A 19,543-nucleotide genomic window follows, 5' to 3' on the forward strand; every position below is an offset into this window, starting at 1 on the left:
CGTGTGCGCATTCTTGGCCTAGACCCCGGCCTTGCTACCCTTGGCTATGGCTGTATTGAGGTGCAGAACAACACCTGCCAAGTGTGTGATTTTGGTGTGATTACCACTCCTGCGGATATGCCCGCGGGCGATCGCCTCCAGAGTCTCTACAGCGATCTGCACACGTTAATTCCTGCCCTCCAACCAGATTTAGTGGCTTTGGAGCGCCTCTTTTTCTACAAAATGAGCCATACGATTGTGGTTGCTCAAGCGCGGGGCGTGATTCTTTTAGTCCTGAGTCAACTGCACTGTCCCCTAATGGAATTCACCCCTCCCCAAGTGAAGCAAGCCCTCACCGGCTATGGCAATGCCGCGAAAATAGACGTTCAACAGGCGGTGCAACGGGAACTCAATCTCAGCACGCTGCCCAAGCCCGATGACGCTGCCGATGCCCTAGCGATCGCCCTCACGGCCAGTCGTCACTGCCCCTGCCTCGACACTTGACCAAGCCATTGCCACCGCTTCACTGAGCCATTGGCGGGTTTTGCGATCTAGCAGATCATCCTCGGCGAGTACCCATTCCTGCACCTGTGCCAAACTGTGGCCTTCGGCACGGCAAATCGTAATCACGCCGGCGATCGCTGCCGCCACCACCTCTTCACTGACAGGCTGCTGGCTGAGGGCTGCTATTTCTTCGAGACTCCTTGGAATGGGATAATGCATAGGGCAACAGGGTAATTCTGAGAAACCGTAAACTCTCTTAAACTGTTTAGTACAGTGAAGTTTACGCCAAATCGTGCCGTTGTCAAGCTCCTTAGCGGACTTTTGAAACAAAATGCAAGAACTGTTATACCTTGAGGTGCCCACTCCCGATACCGCAGCGGTGATTCACTGGCTGCACCACACCTTTGAGCCGCGCATTGGCACCATTGCGCCAAAACCGACCGGGGGTTGCTGGCAGGTTCCTGAGGCGCCCACGGAACTGGCCATTTTCCTGTGGAGCTTGCAGCGAACCACATACCTCAAGGTGATGCGCTGGGGAGAGCGGCCTTTCCCTCAGGAGCGTGCCTGTCTCCAACACCTTCAACAGCATTTGCGTTTGGCCTTTCCACTGCAACCTGAGGCGCTTCCCCCTTGGCCGGCTGGCAAGACAATTTTTGAAGCTTTGGCCGATCGCTATCCGCTGACCGTGAAATACTTCCAACACATGCCCCAAGGTGAGGCGGATTTAGAGCGGGTTTATTGGTGGGAGCAACGCTGGCGCCAAGGGGTACAACAGCCCACGCCCCCGGTTCCTGTTTTGCACACTGCAACGACACCCTGTGATCCCCCTCGCTATGACCTAGTTTATGTGGGGGGTGCCTTGGGGGTGATCCACGCAGCAGTGATGGCGCGGTTGGGCTATCGGGTTCTGGTGATCGAGCGGTTGCCCTTTGGCCGCATGAATCGGGAGTGGAATATCTCCCGCATGGAATTTCAGAGTCTGATTGATTTGGGCTTGTTTACGACTGCGGAGTTTGAGAGCCTGATTGCCCGCGAGTACCGCGATGGCTTTAACAAGTTCTTTGATGCCACTAGTCCTCCCCATTGTCGGGCACCCGTACTGCACACCCCGACGGTTCTCAATATTGCCCTTGACTCGGCCAAATTCCTGCATCTGTGCGGTGAGAAACTGCGCCAAGCGGGGGGTGAGATTTGGGATTGGACGGAATTTGAGACAGCCACGATTCATCCCAATGGTGTGGTTCTGCAAACCCAGCACCGCCAAACCCAAGAACAGCGACAGGCGATCGCCCGTGTCCTCATTGATGCGATGGGCACCGCCTCCCCCATTGCCCGTCAACTGAACGGCGGTCGTGCCTATGATAGCGTCTGTCCGACGGTGGGGGCGATCGTCAAGGGCATTGTCCCAGAGGTTTGGGATGGCAACTATGGCGATGTTCTCTTTAGCCACGGCGATATTTCGCGGGGACGGCAACTCATTTGGGAACTGTTTCCGGGAGCGGGGGAAGAGCGCACCATTTATCTCTTTCACTACCACCACATCCAGCCAGAGTTTCCCGGCTCTTTGCTGGAACTGTACGAGGACTTTTTTACCATCCTGCCGGAGTACCGCCGCTGCGATCTCGATCAACTCACTTGGGTCAAACCCACCTTTGGTTACATCCCCGGCTACTTTAGCCACCACCGGGGCGATCGCGCGGTGGCCTTTGATCGCGTCTTGGCCATTGGCGATGCCGCCTCACTCCAGTCTCCCTTGGTGTTTACTGGTTTTGGCTCCCTGGTGCGCAACCTGCCCCGCTTGACGGATCTACTGGACACCGCCCTGCGTCATGACCTTGTGCAAAAGCAATTCCTCAACCAAATTCGCGCTTATCAGAGCAATACAGCGGTGACATGGCTCTTTTCACGGGGAATGATGGTGCCCAGCGATCGCCCCCTGCCCCCAGAGCGCGTCAATGCCACGTTGAACACCTTTTTTGGCATCCTCGCCCAGGAATCCCCCGAATTGGCCGATCGCTTTATCAAAGACCGTGCGGGCTGGCTGCCCTTTAACCGTATGGCACTGCGAGCTGCTTGGCAAAACCCCGGCCTCCTTTGGTGGATCTACGAAATGGTGGGGGTTGGGGATCTGCTGCGCTGGCTGCAAAGCTACCTCAGTTTTAGCTTGGATGCCCTGTACCATGCCCTCTTTGGCTTTTGGCTGCCCCCCTTGGTGCGCCGTTGTCAACCGTGGCTAGAACCCATGGCACCACAACTTTGGTTTTGGCTCTTGGTGCAAAGCTATGCCCTGAGCTACTCTGTGGGGCAACCCCGCCTTGAGCGTCCTTTGGCACCGCTGCCAACCCCTAGAGTTGATCAAGCGGTTTCCCCTCGTTAACCTTGGGAACAAAGGTGTTGCGGAGAGAATGACGGTGAATGCAGCAGAGCAGGCAGTGACCGTGCAGATGGCCAGCAAATTGGGGGCGATCGTCCACCTCTTTAAGCAGTGCAATGCGGATCTGCGGGCAGACCTGCACCCTTGGGCCGATGACCCCCATACCCGCAACCTAGTGGATCCCGATTCAATTGACATTGGTTTTCACCTACCGGGCTGGAGTCGCCGCTGGCAAGCCCGCAGTTTGCTTCTGCAAATTCGCCTCTATTGCGATCCAGACTCTCCCCAGCGCCGTGCCATTGGTCTAGACATCGTGGGGTTTAGCTATATGAGTGAGCAGTGGCGGTTCAGTAGTATTGGTGCTGGCGTATTCAGTGGTAACAATCTGCCCAGCGAAGACCTCCAACAGCAACTGCGCTCGATTAGTCAAAAAATCCTTGCGGTCTTAAATACTTAACTTGTAGGGCAGCAACTCTTCGGCAATGCTACATCCAACCGTCTCCTTTCTGGTGGGAACCTTGGCTGCATTGTTTCCAATTGCAGACCCCATTGGTGCAGTGCCTGTCTTTTGTGCCCTAACAGCTAGACATCCCCTCAAATACCGTCGGCAGAAAGCCAAAGAAACGGCCGTGAACGTTTTCGCGGTTTTAGTCACCTTCTTTCTCGTGGGTAAGTTTATCCTTGGCTTTTTTGGGATTTCCTTAGCAGTGGTGCGCATTGCTGGGGGCTTAATTGTCGCTCACACCGCTTGGCAAATGGTCACTTCGCATCAGCGCTTAACGCTTCAGGAGCACGCCGAAGCCATTGATAAAGACGATATTGCATTGACACCCATGGCGGTTCCGTTGATTAGTGGCCCAGGGGCGATCGGGGTGACGATGACGTTATCAACACGCTGCCAAATTTGGGAAGAGTACCTCGGTTGTCTATTGGGAATTGGATTGTTTAGTGGCGTAGTTTATCTTTGTCTTTTGTTAGGTGAATCTGTGATGCAAAAGTGGGGCAAAACGGGTGTCGGTGCATTAACCCGTATTCTCGGATTCCTGATTCTGGCGATCGCTGTGCAGTTTATCGCCGATGGCAGTCTGGAATTGATGAGGACAAAGCTATGTGAAAGTCGCTAAACTAAGCCCTTGATGGCATGAACCTAATTGATTTTCAACATGACCCTATTGCGCCTTTTTGTCTATGGCACCCTTAAACCCGGCTATCAACCCCATGAAATCCTCTGTCGGCCTTGGCTGAGTGCCCATCAATCAGCGCTGGTGAGAGGTCGCCTTTATCACCTACCGATGGGGTATCCCGGTCTGACGGCTGAGGAAGGTTGGGTGCAGGGGGAGTTACTGATCTTTCATGATCCACCTCCCAGCGTATTGGCGCGGCTGGATGCCTTTGAAGGCTACCATCCGAACTTGGCTCCCGAAGTAAATGCCTACCATCGCCAACAGGTGCCAGTGTATGACTTGAATCATCAACCTTTGGGCACAGCATGGGCTTATATGATGAGCACTGAGCGGGTGCGGGATGTCAACGGCGAATGGCTGCTAGAGGGGGTGTGGAATCGGCCAACAGACCTACGTGCCTAGACTTGGGTTTTAGCAGTGGTTTTTGCGGGCTTGGCGGAAGCCACATGGAGTTCCTTGAGTTGCTGTGGCTCAACACTGCTGGGGGCACCGGTAAGAAGGCAACGCGCCTGTTGGGTTTTCGGGAAAGCAATGGTGTCGCGAATGGAGTCTTCGCCGGCAAGGAGCATGACTAAGCGATCTAGGCCATAGGCAATACCCCCGTGGGGAGGGGTACCAAATTCAAAGGCCTCGAGAAGGAAGCCAAATTTTTCTTGGGCAGCCGTCTCATCAAGGCCGATGGTTTCAAAAACTTGCCGCTGCAATTCCGGTTGATAAATGCGCAGACTGCCGCCGCCCACTTCGTAGCCATTGAAGATCAGATCGTAGGCTTGGGCACGGGCAGTTTTGAGATCCTCAAGGTCGGCGGGATGGGGTGCCGTAAAGGGATGGTGCAAGGCCTCAAGGCGCTTTTCTTCGGCATTCCACTCAAACATGGGGAAATCCACCACCCACAGCAGATGGGTTGCCGTCGGATCAATGAGGTCAAATTCACGGGCAATGGTCTGGCGCAGGCGATCAAGGGTTTTATTCACCGTTGCCGTATCCCCTGCCCCAAACAGGAGGAGATGCCCCGGCTCGGCACCCGTGCGCTCTAAGAGCGTGGCTTTCTGCTCTGGGGAGAGGTTATCCTTGATGGCACCAATGGTGTCAATCTCGCCGTTGTCGCGAACACGGATATAAGCCAGCCCCTTGGCGCCGGCAGTGGTGGCCTCTTGGAAGAGATCGCCGCCGGGTTTAATGCGCACGTTCGAGATGCGGTCGTTACCATTGGGAATCGGCAAAATTTTCACCACGCCCCCTTGGGCGATCGCGCCACTAAAAACTTTGAAACCAGAGTCTTTCAGAATATCGGAGACATCCACCAGTTCAAGGCCATAGCGGGTATCGGGCTTATCGGTGCCATAGCGATCCATGGCCTCTTGGTAACTCAGGCGGGGAAAGGGGCGCGGCAGATCAATGCCCTTCACGGTTTTGAAAATGTGGCAGATGAGTGCTTCGTTGAGATCAATAATTTCATCCTGATCCATGAAGCTCATTTCCATGTCCAGTTGCGTAAATTCTGGCTGGCGATCGGCCCTTAAGTCCTCATCGCGAAAGCAGCGGGCAATTTGGTAATAGCGATCGCACCCCGCCACCATCAACAACTGCTTGAACAATTGCGGCGATTGAGGGAGGGCAAACCATTCTCCCGGATTCACGCGACTGGGCACTAGATAATCGCGAGCCCCCTCCGGCGTCGAGCGGGTGAGAATAGGAGTTTCCACCTCAATAAAGCCCGCCTCATCCTCGAGGAAGCGCCGCATGGCTTGGACAACGCGATGGCGTAACTGCAAATTCCGTGCCATCCGTTCCCGCCGTAGATCAAGATAGCGGTAGCGCAGCCGCACCTCTTCCCGCACTGGCTCATTCTCGGTGCTGGAGATGGCAAAGGGCAGTTGCTGGCGCACCGTATTGAGGACATCAATGTGATCGGCGTAGATCTCAATGTCCCCCGTGGCCAATTTTGGGTTCACCGAATCCGCAGGGCGCTTGCTGACACGGCCAACAATTTTTACCACATACTCACTGCGCAGGCGATCGGCTTGAGCATAGGAGTCGGGAGTGCGCTGGGGATCACTGACAATTTGGACAATGCCGGAGCGATCGCGCAAATCAATAAAGATCACGCCGCCATGATCACGCCGCCGATCCACCCAACCGTAGAGGGTGACGGTTGTTCCGACATCCGTTAGCCGAACATCGCCACAGTAGTGTGTGCGCATAGACCCCAATGATTTGTGAGTATGTTGGTAAAGCCTTACTATTTTAGCGGTTCACCGCCCTACCGTTAGCGGAGCATCCCCAAAGAATCACAGGTTTGCAGGAGGGCTGCACTTTAGAAATCGCAACAGAAGTTTGCAGGACTTCATGTGGATTCCCTAACTTTAGTTGCAGCTTCAGCAGATTGCGCCCCAATTTCCGAGGGGCAACGTATGGTAGTAGATAGGTAAAATCTAAAGAAAACCTTAAAAGGAGGGCAAGTATGACCCCCTCTCTCCTCCGGCAGTTCTGGCACTTTGTTGAGCAAGTACAGGTGGGACGATTGTTGAGTATGGATGATCACGCCCTACAGGGGTGGCTGGTGACGCAGTTTAGTGACGTTTATCCTTTAGAGCATAACCAGCGCTATCATCTGGAACGCTACATTTCCTCGCGTCTCTCGTTAATCCGCGATGTGGCAAGAGAGCAGGTGCTGCAAGCTAGGGTCGACTGCCCCTAGGGAACCGTGAACTGAGTTCAGCCTTCAAAAGGTGAGAGGATAGTCCTAGTTCGTGTTGCCGTGCAGAATATCAGTACGTGCGAATGATCAACGGGTATCAGCGATTATGGCGGTGGGGAGCGATCGCCCTTGTGACCTTCTTGCTAGCCATTCTCTCTCCTTGGCCAAGTGTGGCTCAGCTCGCCGTACCCGGCATCAGTCAAACCGCAGTCACCCCCCCACCTCCCGGTGTTACCCGCATTGGTGAGCTGGAAATTGCCGATGTTCGCTTCGATGGCAGCACCCTTTTTACCATTGCTGCGCCGACGGTGCGCGATCGCACTCATCCCAGTGAGGCCATTCCCGTTGAAGTGCGCGCTGAACTCATTGAGTCAAATCTACGGCGCGTCCTCCATAGTGCTATCCGCCAGCGACGGCGATCGCCCGAACTTGTAAACATTGGTGTGGCTCGCCTCAATAATGTTTTAGTCATCAGTGCCCGCATTGGCCAAGCGGAACGCACCACTCGCCTCCTGACGGTGACAGAGGCCGACAGCGACTACCATCAACTGCCCCCTGAAACCCTTGCCCAGCAGTGGCGAGACATTTTGCAACAGCAGATGAACCGAGCGATTCAGGAACGCACCGACACAGCCCTGATGTCGCAAATTCAGGAGGCTGTCTTGATCTTTATCAAGGTGGGTGCAGGTAGTTTCGTCATTTTAATTGTGCAACGCTTCTTGATCCGCCAACGCAAGCATCTACAAGGGCAACTCGACACAGTGACCACTCAAACGACGGAACCGGAGTGGGTTTTGCCGCTTCTGCCCCATCTGCGGCACCACTTTTTTCTCAAGCAGCGCATCAAGCTCATTAGTCTCGTTCGGTATCTACTGTTGTGGGGACAAGTGGCTTTGTGGCTACTCGGCCTAGCGGCAATTCTACGCCTCTTCCCCATGACCCGCTGGCTGAGTTCCCAAGTCTATGGCTTGCCGATTCTGTGGATGGTGGTCTGGTTTGGCACGGGGCTGCTGAATCAATTTGCTGACTTGGCCTTTGATCGCATTCGTGTTTTCTGGGAGCAAAATAATCTGCTCAAGTTTGCTGATACCCAGCGTAAAACCCTGCGGATTAGTACCACTGTGGAAGTGATGCGCGGCTTTAAGACCGTTGTCATTTATTTGATTCGACTAGTGGTTATCTTGGGTTCCTTAGGGGTACCTGTTTCCTCCATTCTCGCTGTGGGGGGCTTTTTAGCCTTGGCCATTTCCCTAGGGTCACAGAACTTGGTGAAGGACATTATCAATGGTCTGCTCATTGTCTGGGAGGATCAGTACGGCATTGGCGATGTGGTGGAAATTGAACCCTACTCCGGCTTAGTGGAAAATCTCAATTTGCGCATTACTCAGTTGCGCAATGCCGAGGGTCAGCTGATTACAATTCCCAATAGTACGATTACCAAGGTAGCCAACCTGACCCGCACTTGGTCACGGGTTAATCTCGAACTGTGGGTGGATATTGAAACCAATCCCGATCGCCTGTTGTCGTTGCTGAATGACTTGAGTATCCACTTTTACGAAGAACCGGAGTGGCAACTGAAGATGCTGGAGCGGCCAGAAGTTCTAGGAATTGATCAGATTACCGCCAGTGGCTTACTCGTGCGCATTTGGATTAAAACCCAGCCAGGACAACAGTGGGCGGTGGGGCGCGAGTTTCGGCGGCGGGTGCTCAACCTGATGGCCACAGAGGGGATTGCCGTGGGTCGGCTGCATCAACAGCTGCATTTGGCGCGCGATCGCAACGGCAAAAACGACAACGATGAACATACCTATCCTTCTCCTTTGGAATCTTGATGGCAGGTCAGCGCATTTTGGTCATCGGCGGTGGTGCCGCTGGATTTTTTGGAGCGATCGCCTGTGCGACGGCTAATTCTCGCAATCTCGTCACGATTTTAGAAGCTGGGGCAACGCTGCTGAGCAAAGTCCGCATCTCTGGTGGTGGTCGCTGCAATGTCACCCACCACTGTTTTGATCCAGCGCTATTGGTGCAGCACTATCCCCGTGGTGGCAAGGCCTTGCGGGGTGCCTTTAGTCGCTTCCAACCCCAAGACACGATCGCTTGGTTTGAGGCGCGGGGGGTGAAGTTGAAAACCGAAGCCGATGGGCGAGTCTTTCCCGTCAGTGATGACTCAGGAACCATTATTGACTGTCTGGTGCAAGAAGCAACGGCTCTGGGCATTCGCCTCCGTACCCGCGCAGCAGTGAAGGAAATGGTGAAAGTCGGCAATGAGTTTCAAGTCACGGTTGCTCAGCAGCCTCAACCCCTTGTGGGCGATCGCGTCCTTCTGGCCACCGGCAGTAGTTCCCAAGGCTATCGCTTGGCGGCACAATTGGGACACACCATTATTCCCCCCGTCCCTTCGCTGTTTACGTTTCACATTGATGACCCGCTCTTGCAGGAGCGCTCAGGCCTCAGTGTCGAACCCGTGGAAGCAACCCTCAAACTGTTGCAGCAGCCCCCCTTAACCCAAACCGGTGCTATTCTCGTTACCCATTGGGGCTTGAGTGGCCCTGTGGTCTTGAAACTCTCGGCATGGGGGGCACGTGCCTTAGCGGCGCAGAACTATCGCGGCACCTTGGTGGTGAATTGGCTCCCCCATCTGTCACTGCCGCAGATTCAAGGGGAGTTGGCAGCCTGTCGTAGCCATACCCCGAAGCGAGCGATCGCCCGCCATTGTCCCTTTCCGCTGCCGCGCCGCCTCTGGAGCTACTGGACAACCAGCGTGGGGATTCCGGCTGAGCAAACTTGGGCACACCTCAGTAAAAAACAACTGCTGGCACTGGCGGAGGCCTTGCACCGAGGTACCTTCGCGATCGCTGGCAAGGGCGCCTTCAAAGAGGAGTTTGTCACCTGTGGTGGGGTGGCTCTCAAGGAAGTGGACTTTAGAACCATGGCCAGCCGCTGCTGTGAGGGGCTATTCTTTGCGGGCGAAGTTCTCGATATCGATGGCGTGACGGGGGGCTTTAATCTGCAAAGTGCGTGGACAACGGGCTGGATTGCCGGTCAGGGATTGGCAGAGGGTTCGACGGGCACCGTTTCGGCAGGCGCTTCCACGGCCACACTCTCTTGAGCCGCACCTTGAAGGGCAAGGGGTTCGGTTTCTTTTTGCTTGAGGGTGAGGGGTAGGCGCAGGGGTTGCAGTTCCCGTTGTAGGGCGGGTGCCAAGGGCAACGATTGATCCAAATCCTCAAGGGGACGAGGTACCAACATCACTGCATGGAGTTCACCAATGCGATCGGCTTCTGCCATCCCGGCCTCAAGGGCGATCGCGGTATTGGAGGCCGTGCCGCGAATAATGGCCGTACATAGACCGGCGCCAATGGTTTCGTAGGCCGTTAGGATCACATCTGCCGCCTTGAGCATGGCATCCGCTGCCCCCACCATGGCTGGAAATCCTCGCGTTTCCAATAGGCCAACCGCGTGGCTACTGAGGCGATGGCCGCGACTTTTAGAGGCAATCTGGGCGAGGAGACTGCCAATCGGAAGAATTTTCTCTAGGTTGGGGTCAGGCCGGGGAATGACTAAGGTACTGAGTTCTTGACCAAACTGCTGTGCCCGCTCAGCGCCCTCTTCCACAGCTAGACGCACATCGGCAATTCGCCCGCGCACGATGGCGGTACAGTGGCCACTGCCAATTTTTTCATAGCCCACTAGGAGGACATCGGCGGATTTGAGCATGTGATCGGCAATGCCCACTATCGCCGGAAAGCTCTGGGCTGAAACCAGTCCCAAGGCTAAATCCGTAAAGTCATCCCGTCGCTCCATTAGCGGAAGTCGTCAATCCTGTTCATCGGGTGCATTTCTATCTTAACGGTTGGGTTGCGGAGGGCGCGGATCCCCCAAAAAACCAGATGATCATCTTCATGCCAGCGATCGGCATCTAAAAATGTCTTTAACAGTTCACTGAGAAAGGGGCGATCGCCCCCGGTCACAATCACCGTACCTTGGGGAAACGCCTGAAAAAAGGCGCCCAGATAGGCGTGCAACATGGCGGCAGTACCGTAGTAAAGACCGCTTTCAATCGCTGTGGTAGTAGTGGTTCCCCAACGGGGGGGTGGTTCGGGGGGAAGCGTCACATAGGGTAACGCCGCCGTATAGTCCGCCAGTGCTCGTGCCATTAACCCAACACCCGGGAGAATCACACCGCCCGCAAATTCAGCGCGATCGTTGGCTAGGGTCAGCGTTAATGCAGTTCCCGCATCCACCACACACACTGGTGCCCCATAAACCTGAAGCGCTCCCCAGAGGGCAAGGGCACGGTCAATCCCTAGGCTGGGGTACATCCGAGGAATGGGAATATCCTCGAGGGTGAGGGCGATCGCCGTCGGATAGACTTGGTGCAAGGACACAGCACCAACACTCGCACCCCAGCAGGGGAGGTTGGGATAGTTTTGGGCAGGATTAAAGGCAAATTCCTCAGGGGTGAGGTGCCAAGTGCGGCTGAGGTGTTCACCCGTAAAGAGAGCCCAGTGCTGCCGACTATTGCCAATCATTAGGGCAAACCATTGATTACTCTGTGGGGGCGCCATCCACTTCTTCTGGATCGATGAGATAGAGATGAATATGTTTATACCCCCGCTTAATTTTGAAGGTATCCCCCGGCTTTAGGTTCATGGCTTTGGTATAGGCAGCACCAATGACAATCTGGCCATTTTGGTGCACCTTCACTCGATAGGAGGGCGATCGCCCCCGTCCTGATTGACCATTGACGTCTTTTTCTGATGACTGGACTTCTAGTCCGCCGGCAGCGAGTACCGCTTCGTAAAATTTCCCTAAGTTAACACGCACCTCACCAGATTTTGTGACGCGATAGTAGCCACAGAGCTTTGCGGCTTCTTTACGGGATGCAGAACCCAGTTCACTTAATCGCTGCAAGAGCGCTTTACCAGTTAGGGGCTTTGGTTTTTCCATTCGCTCTATATTTCCTCTGTCAGAACACTATTCAAATGAATAAAGCAACTCAATTGTTCTTTAATCAACAGGTACCCGCACTAGAGAGAAAAAGGGAGCCTGCGAGAATGATCTGACTAGAAATCATTAGATTTAATCAAGTTACCACTTTATTTGAAACAAAAAGTATTTTTTTAACAATATGTTAGTTTGAAGCAATCAGTATAATCATATAGTGATACCGAATCTATTTAACAAGAAAAGGAATTTGATGTTAGTTTGTTAAGTTTTATTTATCACTTATTGATTTTTGAGTCAAATTTATCTATAGCATCATGCCTCTCTAAAAAGAGGGAAGACATGTCGGCATTGAGTCTGTCAGAGCAGCCCTAGGATAGCAAAAAGGCTGTATAGTGGCTGTACCCTAGCGGATGAGTGACGAATGACCCCTTGGCAAGCGTTGCGGCGCAACCCCTTAGTGATGGTCAGTTTGGGGGTGTTGCTGACGTTGTACCTGCTGGCGATCGCCGCGGATTTTATTGCTCCCTACAGTCCCTATACCTTTCAAGTGGAGGGTGCGCTGCTGCCCCCTACCCGCATTTACTGGCGCACCCCCAACGGTCAGTGGCTTGGCCCCCATGTCTATCCCACCCGCTTGGGGCCTGTGAACTTGGAAACAGGGGAACGTCCCCTGATTGTAGACTGGCAGGAACCGTCGCCGATTCGCCTCTTTGTCAAGGGCAGCCCCTATCGCTTCTTGGAAATTACCCTGCCCCTACCGACTCGCTGGAGTCTCACCAATCCACAAATTGAACCACGTACGATCTTTGCCGGGTTCCCCAGCGATCGCCATCTCTTTGGCACGGTGGGTAAGGGCTATCTGAATCTGTTGGGCACGGATGACCAAGGACGCGATCAGTTCAGTCGGCTGCTCTTTGGTGCCCGCATTAGCCTCAGTATTGGCCTAGTGGGGGTGGCGATCGCCTTCCCGATTGGCATTCTGGTGGGGGCAATTTCTGGCTACTTTGGCGGCTGGCTCGATGCCGTTTTGATGCGGGGCGTTGAGGTGCTGATGACGCTGCCGACCATCTATCTGCTGGTGGCTTTGGCGGCAGTACTCCCCACGGGACTCAGTAGTGGTGAGCGATTTTTGCTAATTACCGTAATCACATCCTTTGTGAGTTGGGCGGGGCTAGCACGGGTGATTCGCGGTCAGGTGCTGGGGATCAAAGAAATGGCCTTTGTCCAAGCGGCGCAGGTAATGGGGGGGCGATCGCTCTATATTATTGTGCGGCACATTATTCCCCAGACAGCAACCTACGTGATGATTGCCGCAACGCTCTCGATTCCCAGCTTTATTGTGGCGGAATCGGTACTCAGTCTCATTGGTCTAGGCATTCAGCAGCCGGATCCCTCTTGGGGCAATATGCTCTCGTTGGCAACGAATGCCTCAATCTTAGTGTTGCAGCCATGGTTAGTCTGGGCACCCGCCACACTGATTGTACTGACGGTGCTGTGTTTCAACATTGTTGGCGATGGCCTGCGGGATGCCCTTGATCCGAGGCAAACCCCAAAATAGCCAAGAGCCTTGGGATACACTAGGGGGAGATTTTGCAGGCTGAAGCTATGAGCGGCGATCGCCAGCCCTATCGAATTCTCGTCATTGATGATGACCCTACTAGCCGACTGCTGCTGCGCAAAACCCTAAAGGATCTGGGCTACCAGGTCTCGGTTGCTAGCCATGGCCGCGAGGGAATCGCGATCGCCACCGCTGAGAAACCCGCCCTGATCATCTGCGACTGGATGATGCCCGAACTGGACGGCCTAGAGGTGTGCCGTCAAATCAAGCAGGATCAGGAACTCTCCCGCAGTTTTTTTGTGCTGCTGACCGCCAAGGGGGAACTGGAGGATCGCATTCAGGGCTTAGATGCTGGTGCGGATGAATTCTTATCCAAGCCCATTGACCCCAATGAACTGCGGGCACGGATTCAGGCGGGTCTGCGCCTTTATCAACTTAACCAAGATCTGCTCAAGCAGAAACAACTCCTAGAGGCGGAACTGCACGAGGCTGCGGATTATGTGCGATCGCTCCTACCGGCTCCCCAAGAAGCCCCCTGCAAAATTAACTACTACTTTTTGCCGTCGAGTCAGTTGGGCGGCGATTGCTTTGACTTTTTTGGGGTGGGCGATCGCTATTTAGTGCTTTACATTCTCGATGTTTCAGGCCATGGCTTGGGGGCGGCTCTGCCTTCGGTCTCCGTCTTGAACCTCCTGCGCAGCACCACGCGAGAGCAAACGAGCGGCACATTTGACTATCGGCACCCTGCCCAAGTCCTCGAAGCCCTCAACAATGGCTTTCAAATGACGGATCAGCACGAGAAGTATTTCACGATTTGGTACGGCGTGTACGATCGCCAAACACGGCAGTTGACCTATGCCAGTGGTGGACACCCGCCGGCACTGCTCCTCACCCCTGAGGCTGATGGCTGGCGAGCGACTCTCCTCAAGACACCGGGCATTCCCATTGGCATGTTTGCTGACATGGCCTTTAGCCAAGCCACGATTGAAGTCCCCCCTTCGGCAGTTCTCTACCTCTTTAGTGACGGCATCTATGAGTTTGAAACAACCGACAATCGGGTTTGGGGTCTCGAAGCCTTTAGGGAGTTGCTCATTGCTGCCCACACCCAAGACCCTGTGCCGGCGCTGCCCCAGTTGATTGCCCAAGTGCAGAGCCATGCAGCGCCCGATGCCTTTGGCAGTGATGATGTTTCATTGGTGCAAGTGGCCTTTCCATCGGCTTAACTTTGCATCTGAGATTGCATAATGTGGCCTTTTCTGTGCAATATCCTAAGCAGTGGGAGAGTGAAAATGAGCTATGGGCGGATGGGAGTTTTTACTGCAAAAGGAGGGCGATCGCGCTTGGTTGCCCCTAGAACCACCCTCGGCGGAAGTTTTGGAGGGCAGTTACCGCTTGATGGCGCGCTGTCCGGTTGCCGAAACCTCGGTGGAAGTGCAAATTACCCATCTTTACGATGATCAGGGGGTGCCCAAGCAGCGCTACCAACGCCGCACCCACCGCAGCAGCTCCACAGGACTCATGGGTATTCTGCCCTTTACCTATTTGCAGGCGGGGCGTTGGGAATTTCAATGCCGTGTGGCCCAAGAGGGGGTGCTGGATGCAGAGGTGTTTGTGATCGCCCTTGATGTCCTTGCCCAAAGCGAAGAGTGGGATTTACCGGCACCAGAAACCTTGCCTGCGGTTCCAGAGCAGCCGGTGAAAGCTGCCGACCCCCCTAAGCCGCAAGCACCCTCCCCTGCTGAGCTGCCCACGACGCTCATTGAGCTGCCCCAAAGTGCCTATACGATCTTTGCCGATGAAACGCTGGTTTTAGAGGGCACAGTTGCCGTTCCCGGTACGGTGGTGATTCGTTTGCGCAATCCCGTCACCCGCGATGTGGTGCAGGAGCACTCAGTGCCCGCGATCGCCCGCGAGGGGAAATGGGGGTTTCATTGTACACTCACCCCCTTGGCCGATTATCCAGTCATGGTGGGGGAAGCCCGCCTCCTGCCCAACCAACCCCTAGAGCACAGCGATCTTCGCCAAGTGCAAGCCTTTATGGTCACGGTGTTACCGGCACCGGAGATGCCTGCCGTCTCTGCGCCCCGCCAACCCGCCCCACCTAAGAGCGAAACACCCGCTGGCCCGCAGTTGCCCATCTTAGGGGATAAGACTCTCGAACCTGTGCCAGTGAGCGGCTTTTCCCTACCGCCCCAACTGAAGCCTGTAAAAGCCCCTGTTGTCGTGGATTTGCCTAGCTTTTGCCAGCCCCTATCTGCCGTTACCGTACCGCCGCCTCGGGATTTGCCCATTGATCGCCAAGAGCGATTTTGGTCGCGATTGCAACAGTTAGCGGAATTAGCGCCCCCCGTTGAACCCACACCGCCAGTATCCACGAATCCTAAGAGTCCCTATCTATTGACCCCCCCCCAGCTCCTGCTGTCACCGGAGCCACTGGTATCGCCGCTGCACCTCAAGGTGAATTTGCCGGCAACACAACGGGGTTGCTCTGTGAAGGTGTGGATCACCAATGGCGAAACAGGAGAGTTAATTGCTGGCCCCCGCTGGCTCGTGGAGTTTGATTTTTATCGCTATGGGGACTACTGGCAAACCGTGCTTCACATTGACGTGCCCGCGAGTGTGCGTTCCATTGCCCTGATGGCGATCGCCATTGACCCCAAAACAGGCGCGGAAAGTCCGACGGTCACCCTGCGGCGACAGCTCCAAGGGGCCTAGCTTTCGGGTTCCGGCTGTGTTTCTGCCCGCTCAAAGGCTGGACAATAGCCCTCTGGTGCCACTTTGAAGTTGTAGAGCGCAGAAGCCTCGTTCCAGCAGCGCTGACCGCGATAAAACTGGCAATTAAAACAGCTCTCCTGATCGGGGGCGATCGGGGTCGATGTTCCACCCAGCACTTCCTTGGGGGTCATGCCGCGAATCAGCAACTGCTCCCCCTGCCATGAGGCAAGGACAAAGCCCGTATCCGCCAACCGTCGCCAGCGTGGATCTGTGGTAATAGAAGCGGGTAGGCGAATCATCGCTTCATCGTTCCACTCACTCACCTCCCCCTCATAGGCCAGTTGCACCAACGAACTCGGCGTCGAAAGCGTCAGTTGGCCAATGGGAAATTGAATCGTTGAGCCACTGGTGGGGGTGTGCAGATGGTAGCGGTTGCTCAATTCATTCAGGCTGGCTAAATCGGCAAGGTAGTTGGGGTCGCCGTGGATAAGCACCACATGCTGCGGGCGAATATTGTGAATCAGTTGCGTCGTTGCAGGGCCATCGGCATGGAGGGAAAGTAAAAACGTATCCACCTCTACATTGGGCAAGCTGGCTAAGGTAGGATCACCGCCCCGAAAAGGCTGACCATAGCGCAGACGTGGATAGAGTACCAGCCAAGGCCGTTTCCCCTGAGCTAGGTAGGGACGCAGGTCTTGATCCTCCTCCACAAGGACAATGGTGGGGGCTGCGCCTCGAATTTGCGCCAAATCGCTTAAGGGCTGCACTTGGGGTTTGACCCGCTGATCCCAAAAGAGGGACTGGTGTTGGGCAAAATTTTGAATGGCCGTGGGTAAATGGGGCAAAACCGTGAGGTAGGCATCACAGCCGCGAGCGATCGCTGGCGTGACCCAAATTTGAATCGGCTGTCCCGTAAAAAGATGATGACTGCGCAGTAGGATGAGAATTTCTTGAGCAGTACCGAGGGGCGGCAGCGGCAGTAGGACATTGTAGCCTTGATCAACCGCCGTGCGGATGCGTTCTGCCAGTTGGTTTTCCTGTTGACGGCGGTGGGGATGACGCGCGGTGCCCAAGCTGGCCTCAATGATCAGCACATCCGGCTGCAATCCTCGCAGATCCGCAAGGGGTAGCCCTTCCGTAAAGCGAGTATGGGACAGGAAAAAATCCCCAGTATAGACCACGCTCAGGGGCGATTGCTCTGGGTTGGGGTCTTGGTAGGTGAGGGCAAAAACAGCAGCCCCCGGTAAATGCCCTGCAGGAAAGAGTTCGGCGGTCAGGCCATCCCCAAACTCAACGGGCGATCGCCAAGGCAAAGCACGACAGAAAGGGGGAACCGTTTCATGCGGCCAATTGAGGGGCAAAAGCTGGGTCGTGACCTCACTGGCATAGATGGGAATATGGGGAAAACGGCGATGGAGTGCCAATAGACTCTGGGCATGATCCGCGTGGGCATGGCTACAGAGCACCAAGTCAAAGGGATGCTGTTCAATTTCATCAAGGGGCAAAACATCAAGGGACGGCACACCACAGTCCAGCAAAATCCGATAGGTGCCAATTCCTAAGCCAATGCACACCCCCTCATCTGCGTGACCCACCCCATAGTTGAGGCACTCGATCATGAATGACGAACAGTCACCCTCCTTGGTTAGCTTTAGTGAGCAGAACCGTTGCCGTGGTAGTTATCGGTGTCGTAGAAGCCATTGCGGGTGCCAAAGACCAAACACAGCAAAATAAACACCGGCGTAATGGCCAGTAGAATGGGTTTCACGTTAATAGCAACGTCCATGGCTGCACTCCTCGCTCTTGTCAACTCAGTCAATGGTGTCTTCTGCTACTCAGTGTATCGTGGATCATTGGGGGGCATGTGCTGATTTTCTCTCCTCAAAGTAACGCAACTGCCGCCAACCCACAAAATTGGCATAGGGCTGGCGATCGCCCATGCATTCTGCCACGTGTTCTAGGGGCGACAGGTGCTTCGGTTCTGCCCCCGCCAAGCGTTGATAAAGCGCCAGATCAGAGGCGGGGTCACTGCGTTGGCCATCCCGCAGATAGTAGGACACCCGTGCACAGCGAGCCACGGACATGTACTTACACTCCTCAAGGCTATATTGCTCGCGCTCACTGGGATCGATATAGGGAAGGTGCCAATCCCCCACCGCCACAGGTGTCGGTTCATGGGTTTCCAGCAAATGCTGAATCAGCTTAGCCAAGGCTTGCATTTCGGGCTGGGCATCGGGGTGGTTGCGCAGGCGCAAAAAATTATCCCACTCCGTGCTACTCACCACCGTTTGCATCCACAGCCACGGCTCCAGCATGCGGTTCACCACCTGCTTGTGAATGCCTAGTTCATGGAGTTGGCGTGCCCCCTCAAGAACCGCGAGGCGGGTTTTCAGCCAAATTTCCTTGGCAGCCTCCTTATGTTCACTTTCTTGGCGCGCCTGCATCCCCCGCTGGTTTTTTCCCCAATGGTAAGGAATGACCGGGTTGTGTTCGACTTGCTCCATCATTTTGGCCACAGGCACCGCTCGCGAACTAGCGGAATTACGGGAAAACACGCGATGGGTGAGCAGTTCACTATGGATAAAACGCGGATACGTCAGTTGCAGCGTCACCAAGCGCACCCCTGCTGGCGAAATTGAATCGGCAATCACACGCCCGTCTTGCATCTTTGTCTCGTCTGAATCTCTGCCTTTTCTAGGCTAGTGCAAGGGGAACACTGTCCGCGCGATTCGCAACCGCAAAGCGCGTCAACCTTGATGCTGTGGCACAGTGGAACTAGACCTGTTGTGGATATACCTTGCCATGTATGCGGTTGTTTCTCCAGCCAAAATTATTCTTCCCCCCGGCAGTGTCCTACGCATGCCCGGTACGTGGCAAGATTACTGTTGCCTCCGCAACAGCCGTGGCGATGGTTCGATTCCCCGCATCAAGTTTCGTCGGGGGGAAATTTTGCTCATGAGTCCCTTACCCCGTCATGGCCGCGAAGCGAATATCGTTGCCGATGTTGTCAAAATTTTGCTGGATAGTGAGGAGCGCAATTACGAAGCCTTTACGCCGATCACCATGGAGATTCCTGAGATGGGTGGCATTGAGCCTGACTATTGCTTCTATATTGACAACTGGACGGCAGCCGTCGGCAAAGACCGTATTGATTGGCAAACCGATCCGCCACCCGACTTGGTGATTGAAATTGATGTCACCACCTATACGGCGGCTGAGGACTACCTTCTTTATCGCGTTCCTGAAGTGTGGCTCTTCAAGTCAACGGGCTTGAGCATTTATGCTCTCGATGGCCAGACCTATGTCCCTCGATCCAAAAGCCGCTATTTTCCAGACATTAACTTAGTAGCGTTGATGAGTGCTGTCCTCGAAGAGGCGGCAACCCAAGGCACAGGGGCTGCGCTGCGACGGTTGCGGCAACGGTTCGCCGGTCAATAGCAAATTGTTAAAGATTTCTTTCTCAGGTGAATGGAGTTTTGTAAGATCATCTAGGTGCTATGTTTTTTCTAGCATTGCCCTTCAAGTTTCGAACTCAATTTATCCACTGAAAATTAAAAAAACTTAATTAATTGGCTGAG

General features: G+C 54.6%; 20 protein-coding genes. 12 read left to right on the forward strand and 8 right to left on the reverse strand.

Annotation, left to right across the window (positions count from 1 at the left end):
- The first annotated feature begins 3 nt into the window (after positions 1–3).
- Positions 4–483: a crossover junction endodeoxyribonuclease RuvC gene (gene ruvC / locus RHH27_RS12855; protein ID WP_206200461.1), complete on the forward strand. Its 480-nt coding sequence runs from the start codon at positions 4–6 to the stop codon at positions 481–483.
- Here the strand turns inward: ruvC and RHH27_RS12860 are convergent.
- Complete coding sequence (locus tag RHH27_RS12860; RefSeq protein WP_206200462.1) at positions 433–702, reverse strand: hypothetical protein; 270 nt, start codon at positions 700–702, stop codon at positions 433–435. The genes ruvC and RHH27_RS12860 overlap by 51 nt on opposite strands.
- A gap of 112 nt (positions 703–814) precedes the next feature.
- On the opposite strand from RHH27_RS12860, the gene RHH27_RS12865 reads away from it, so the two are divergent.
- Genes RHH27_RS12865 through RHH27_RS12880 form a run of 4 tightly spaced genes read left to right on the forward strand, consistent with a single transcriptional unit; the run spans position 815 to position 4,443 of the window.
- The gene (locus RHH27_RS12865) at positions 815–2,860 is read left to right on the forward strand and encodes an NAD(P)/FAD-dependent oxidoreductase (protein ID WP_206200463.1); all 2,046 of its coding nucleotides are present in this window, start codon (positions 815–817) and stop codon (positions 2,858–2,860) included.
- Between the two features lie 34 nt (positions 2,861–2,894).
- Positions 2,895–3,314, forward strand: coding sequence for a hypothetical protein (locus tag RHH27_RS12870; RefSeq protein WP_206201709.1), 420 nt, complete (start codon positions 2,895–2,897; stop codon positions 3,312–3,314).
- 25 nt (positions 3,315–3,339) lie between these two features.
- Positions 3,340–3,981: a MarC family protein gene (locus RHH27_RS12875; RefSeq protein ID WP_206200464.1), complete on the forward strand. Its 642-nt coding sequence runs from the start codon at positions 3,340–3,342 to the stop codon at positions 3,979–3,981.
- Positions 3,982–4,020: 39 nt separating this feature from the next.
- Positions 4,021–4,443: a gamma-glutamylcyclotransferase gene (locus tag RHH27_RS12880; RefSeq protein WP_206200465.1), complete on the forward strand. Its 423-nt coding sequence runs from the start codon at positions 4,021–4,023 to the stop codon at positions 4,441–4,443.
- On the opposite strand, the gene aspS is transcribed toward RHH27_RS12880, so the two are convergent.
- Complete coding sequence (gene aspS, locus RHH27_RS12885; RefSeq protein ID WP_206200466.1) at positions 4,440–6,245, reverse strand: aspartate--tRNA ligase; 1,806 nt, start codon at positions 6,243–6,245, stop codon at positions 4,440–4,442. The genes RHH27_RS12880 and aspS overlap by 4 nt on opposite strands.
- A 260-nt stretch (positions 6,246–6,505) precedes the next feature.
- Here aspS and RHH27_RS12890 point away from each other — a divergent pair, with 260 nt between their 5' ends.
- The 3 genes from RHH27_RS12890 to RHH27_RS12900 all read left to right on the forward strand — a co-directional run bounded on the left by RHH27_RS12890 (position 6,506) and on the right by RHH27_RS12900 (position 9,851).
- A complete protein-coding gene (locus tag RHH27_RS12890; protein WP_206200467.1) occupies positions 6,506–6,742 on the forward strand; it encodes a hypothetical protein in 237 nt (78 codons plus the stop codon).
- An 83-nt stretch (positions 6,743–6,825) separates the two neighbouring features.
- Positions 6,826–8,574, forward strand: coding sequence for a mechanosensitive ion channel family protein (locus RHH27_RS12895; RefSeq protein ID WP_206200468.1), 1,749 nt, complete (start codon positions 6,826–6,828; stop codon positions 8,572–8,574).
- Positions 8,574–9,851: an NAD(P)/FAD-dependent oxidoreductase gene (locus tag RHH27_RS12900; protein ID WP_302678472.1), complete on the forward strand. Its 1,278-nt coding sequence runs from the start codon at positions 8,574–8,576 to the stop codon at positions 9,849–9,851. Before RHH27_RS12895 ends, RHH27_RS12900 begins: the two co-directional genes overlap by 1 nt.
- Here the strand turns inward: RHH27_RS12900 and RHH27_RS12905 are convergent.
- From RHH27_RS12905 to RHH27_RS12915, 3 genes are read right to left on the reverse strand one after another with little or no spacing between them, the layout of a single operon-like run.
- Positions 9,785–10,546 (reverse strand): carbon dioxide-concentrating mechanism protein, encoded by a 762-nt coding sequence (locus RHH27_RS12905; RefSeq protein ID WP_206200469.1) that lies wholly within the window; start codon positions 10,544–10,546, stop codon positions 9,785–9,787. The genes RHH27_RS12900 and RHH27_RS12905 overlap by 67 nt on opposite strands.
- On the reverse strand, positions 10,546–11,310 hold the full coding sequence (locus tag RHH27_RS12910; protein WP_206200470.1) for a pantothenate kinase: 765 nt from the start codon (positions 11,308–11,310) through the stop codon (positions 10,546–10,548). Before RHH27_RS12910 ends, RHH27_RS12905 begins: the two co-directional genes overlap by 1 nt.
- Positions 11,291–11,692 carry an AbrB family transcriptional regulator gene (locus tag RHH27_RS12915; RefSeq protein WP_302677341.1) on the reverse strand — a complete coding sequence of 134 codons (402 nt, stop codon included), beginning with the start codon at positions 11,690–11,692 and terminating at the stop codon, positions 11,291–11,293. The genes RHH27_RS12910 and RHH27_RS12915 overlap by 20 nt, the downstream gene beginning before the upstream one ends.
- Positions 11,693–12,113: 421 nt before the next feature.
- Between RHH27_RS12915 and RHH27_RS12920 the strand changes: the two genes are divergently transcribed.
- The 3 genes from RHH27_RS12920 (at position 12,114) to RHH27_RS12930 (ending at position 15,965) form a co-directional block, all read left to right on the forward strand.
- Positions 12,114–13,250, forward strand: a complete 1,137-nt coding sequence (locus tag RHH27_RS12920) for an ABC transporter permease (RefSeq protein ID WP_302677340.1) — start codon at positions 12,114–12,116, stop codon at positions 13,248–13,250.
- Between the two features lie 47 nt (positions 13,251–13,297).
- Positions 13,298–14,473 carry a SpoIIE family protein phosphatase gene (locus RHH27_RS12925; protein ID WP_315862934.1) on the forward strand — a complete coding sequence of 392 codons (1,176 nt, stop codon included), beginning with the start codon at positions 13,298–13,300 and terminating at the stop codon, positions 14,471–14,473.
- A 73-nt stretch (positions 14,474–14,546) separates the two neighbouring features.
- The gene (locus RHH27_RS12930; protein WP_302678473.1) at positions 14,547–15,965 is read left to right on the forward strand and encodes a hypothetical protein; all 1,419 of its coding nucleotides are present in this window, start codon (positions 14,547–14,549) and stop codon (positions 15,963–15,965) included.
- Here RHH27_RS12930 and RHH27_RS12935 read toward each other — a convergent pair.
- From RHH27_RS12935 to RHH27_RS12945, 3 genes are all read right to left on the reverse strand, one after another.
- A complete protein-coding gene (locus RHH27_RS12935) occupies positions 15,962–17,584 on the reverse strand; it encodes an MBL fold metallo-hydrolase (RefSeq protein ID WP_302678474.1) in 1,623 nt (540 codons plus the stop codon). The genes RHH27_RS12930 and RHH27_RS12935 overlap by 4 nt on opposite strands.
- 32 nt (positions 17,585–17,616) lie before the next feature.
- Positions 17,617–17,751 (reverse strand): hypothetical protein, encoded by a 135-nt coding sequence (locus RHH27_RS12940; RefSeq protein WP_256468078.1) that lies wholly within the window; start codon positions 17,749–17,751, stop codon positions 17,617–17,619.
- Between the two features lie 64 nt (positions 17,752–17,815).
- A complete protein-coding gene (locus RHH27_RS12945; protein ID WP_302677336.1) occupies positions 17,816–18,631 on the reverse strand; it encodes an FAD-dependent thymidylate synthase in 816 nt (271 codons plus the stop codon).
- A gap of 136 nt (positions 18,632–18,767) precedes the next feature.
- Between RHH27_RS12945 and RHH27_RS12950 the strand changes: the two genes are divergently transcribed.
- Entirely contained in the window at positions 18,768–19,403 is a 636-nt protein-coding gene (locus RHH27_RS12950) for a Uma2 family endonuclease (protein WP_302678475.1), read from the forward strand.
- The last annotated feature ends 140 nt before the right edge of the window (positions 19,404–19,543 follow it).

Origin of the sequence: Thermosynechococcus sp. PP555, assembly GCF_031583225.1 — a bacterium.
In the GTDB taxonomy this organism is placed as follows: Bacteria; Cyanobacteriota; Cyanobacteriia; order Thermosynechococcales; family Thermosynechococcaceae; genus Thermosynechococcus.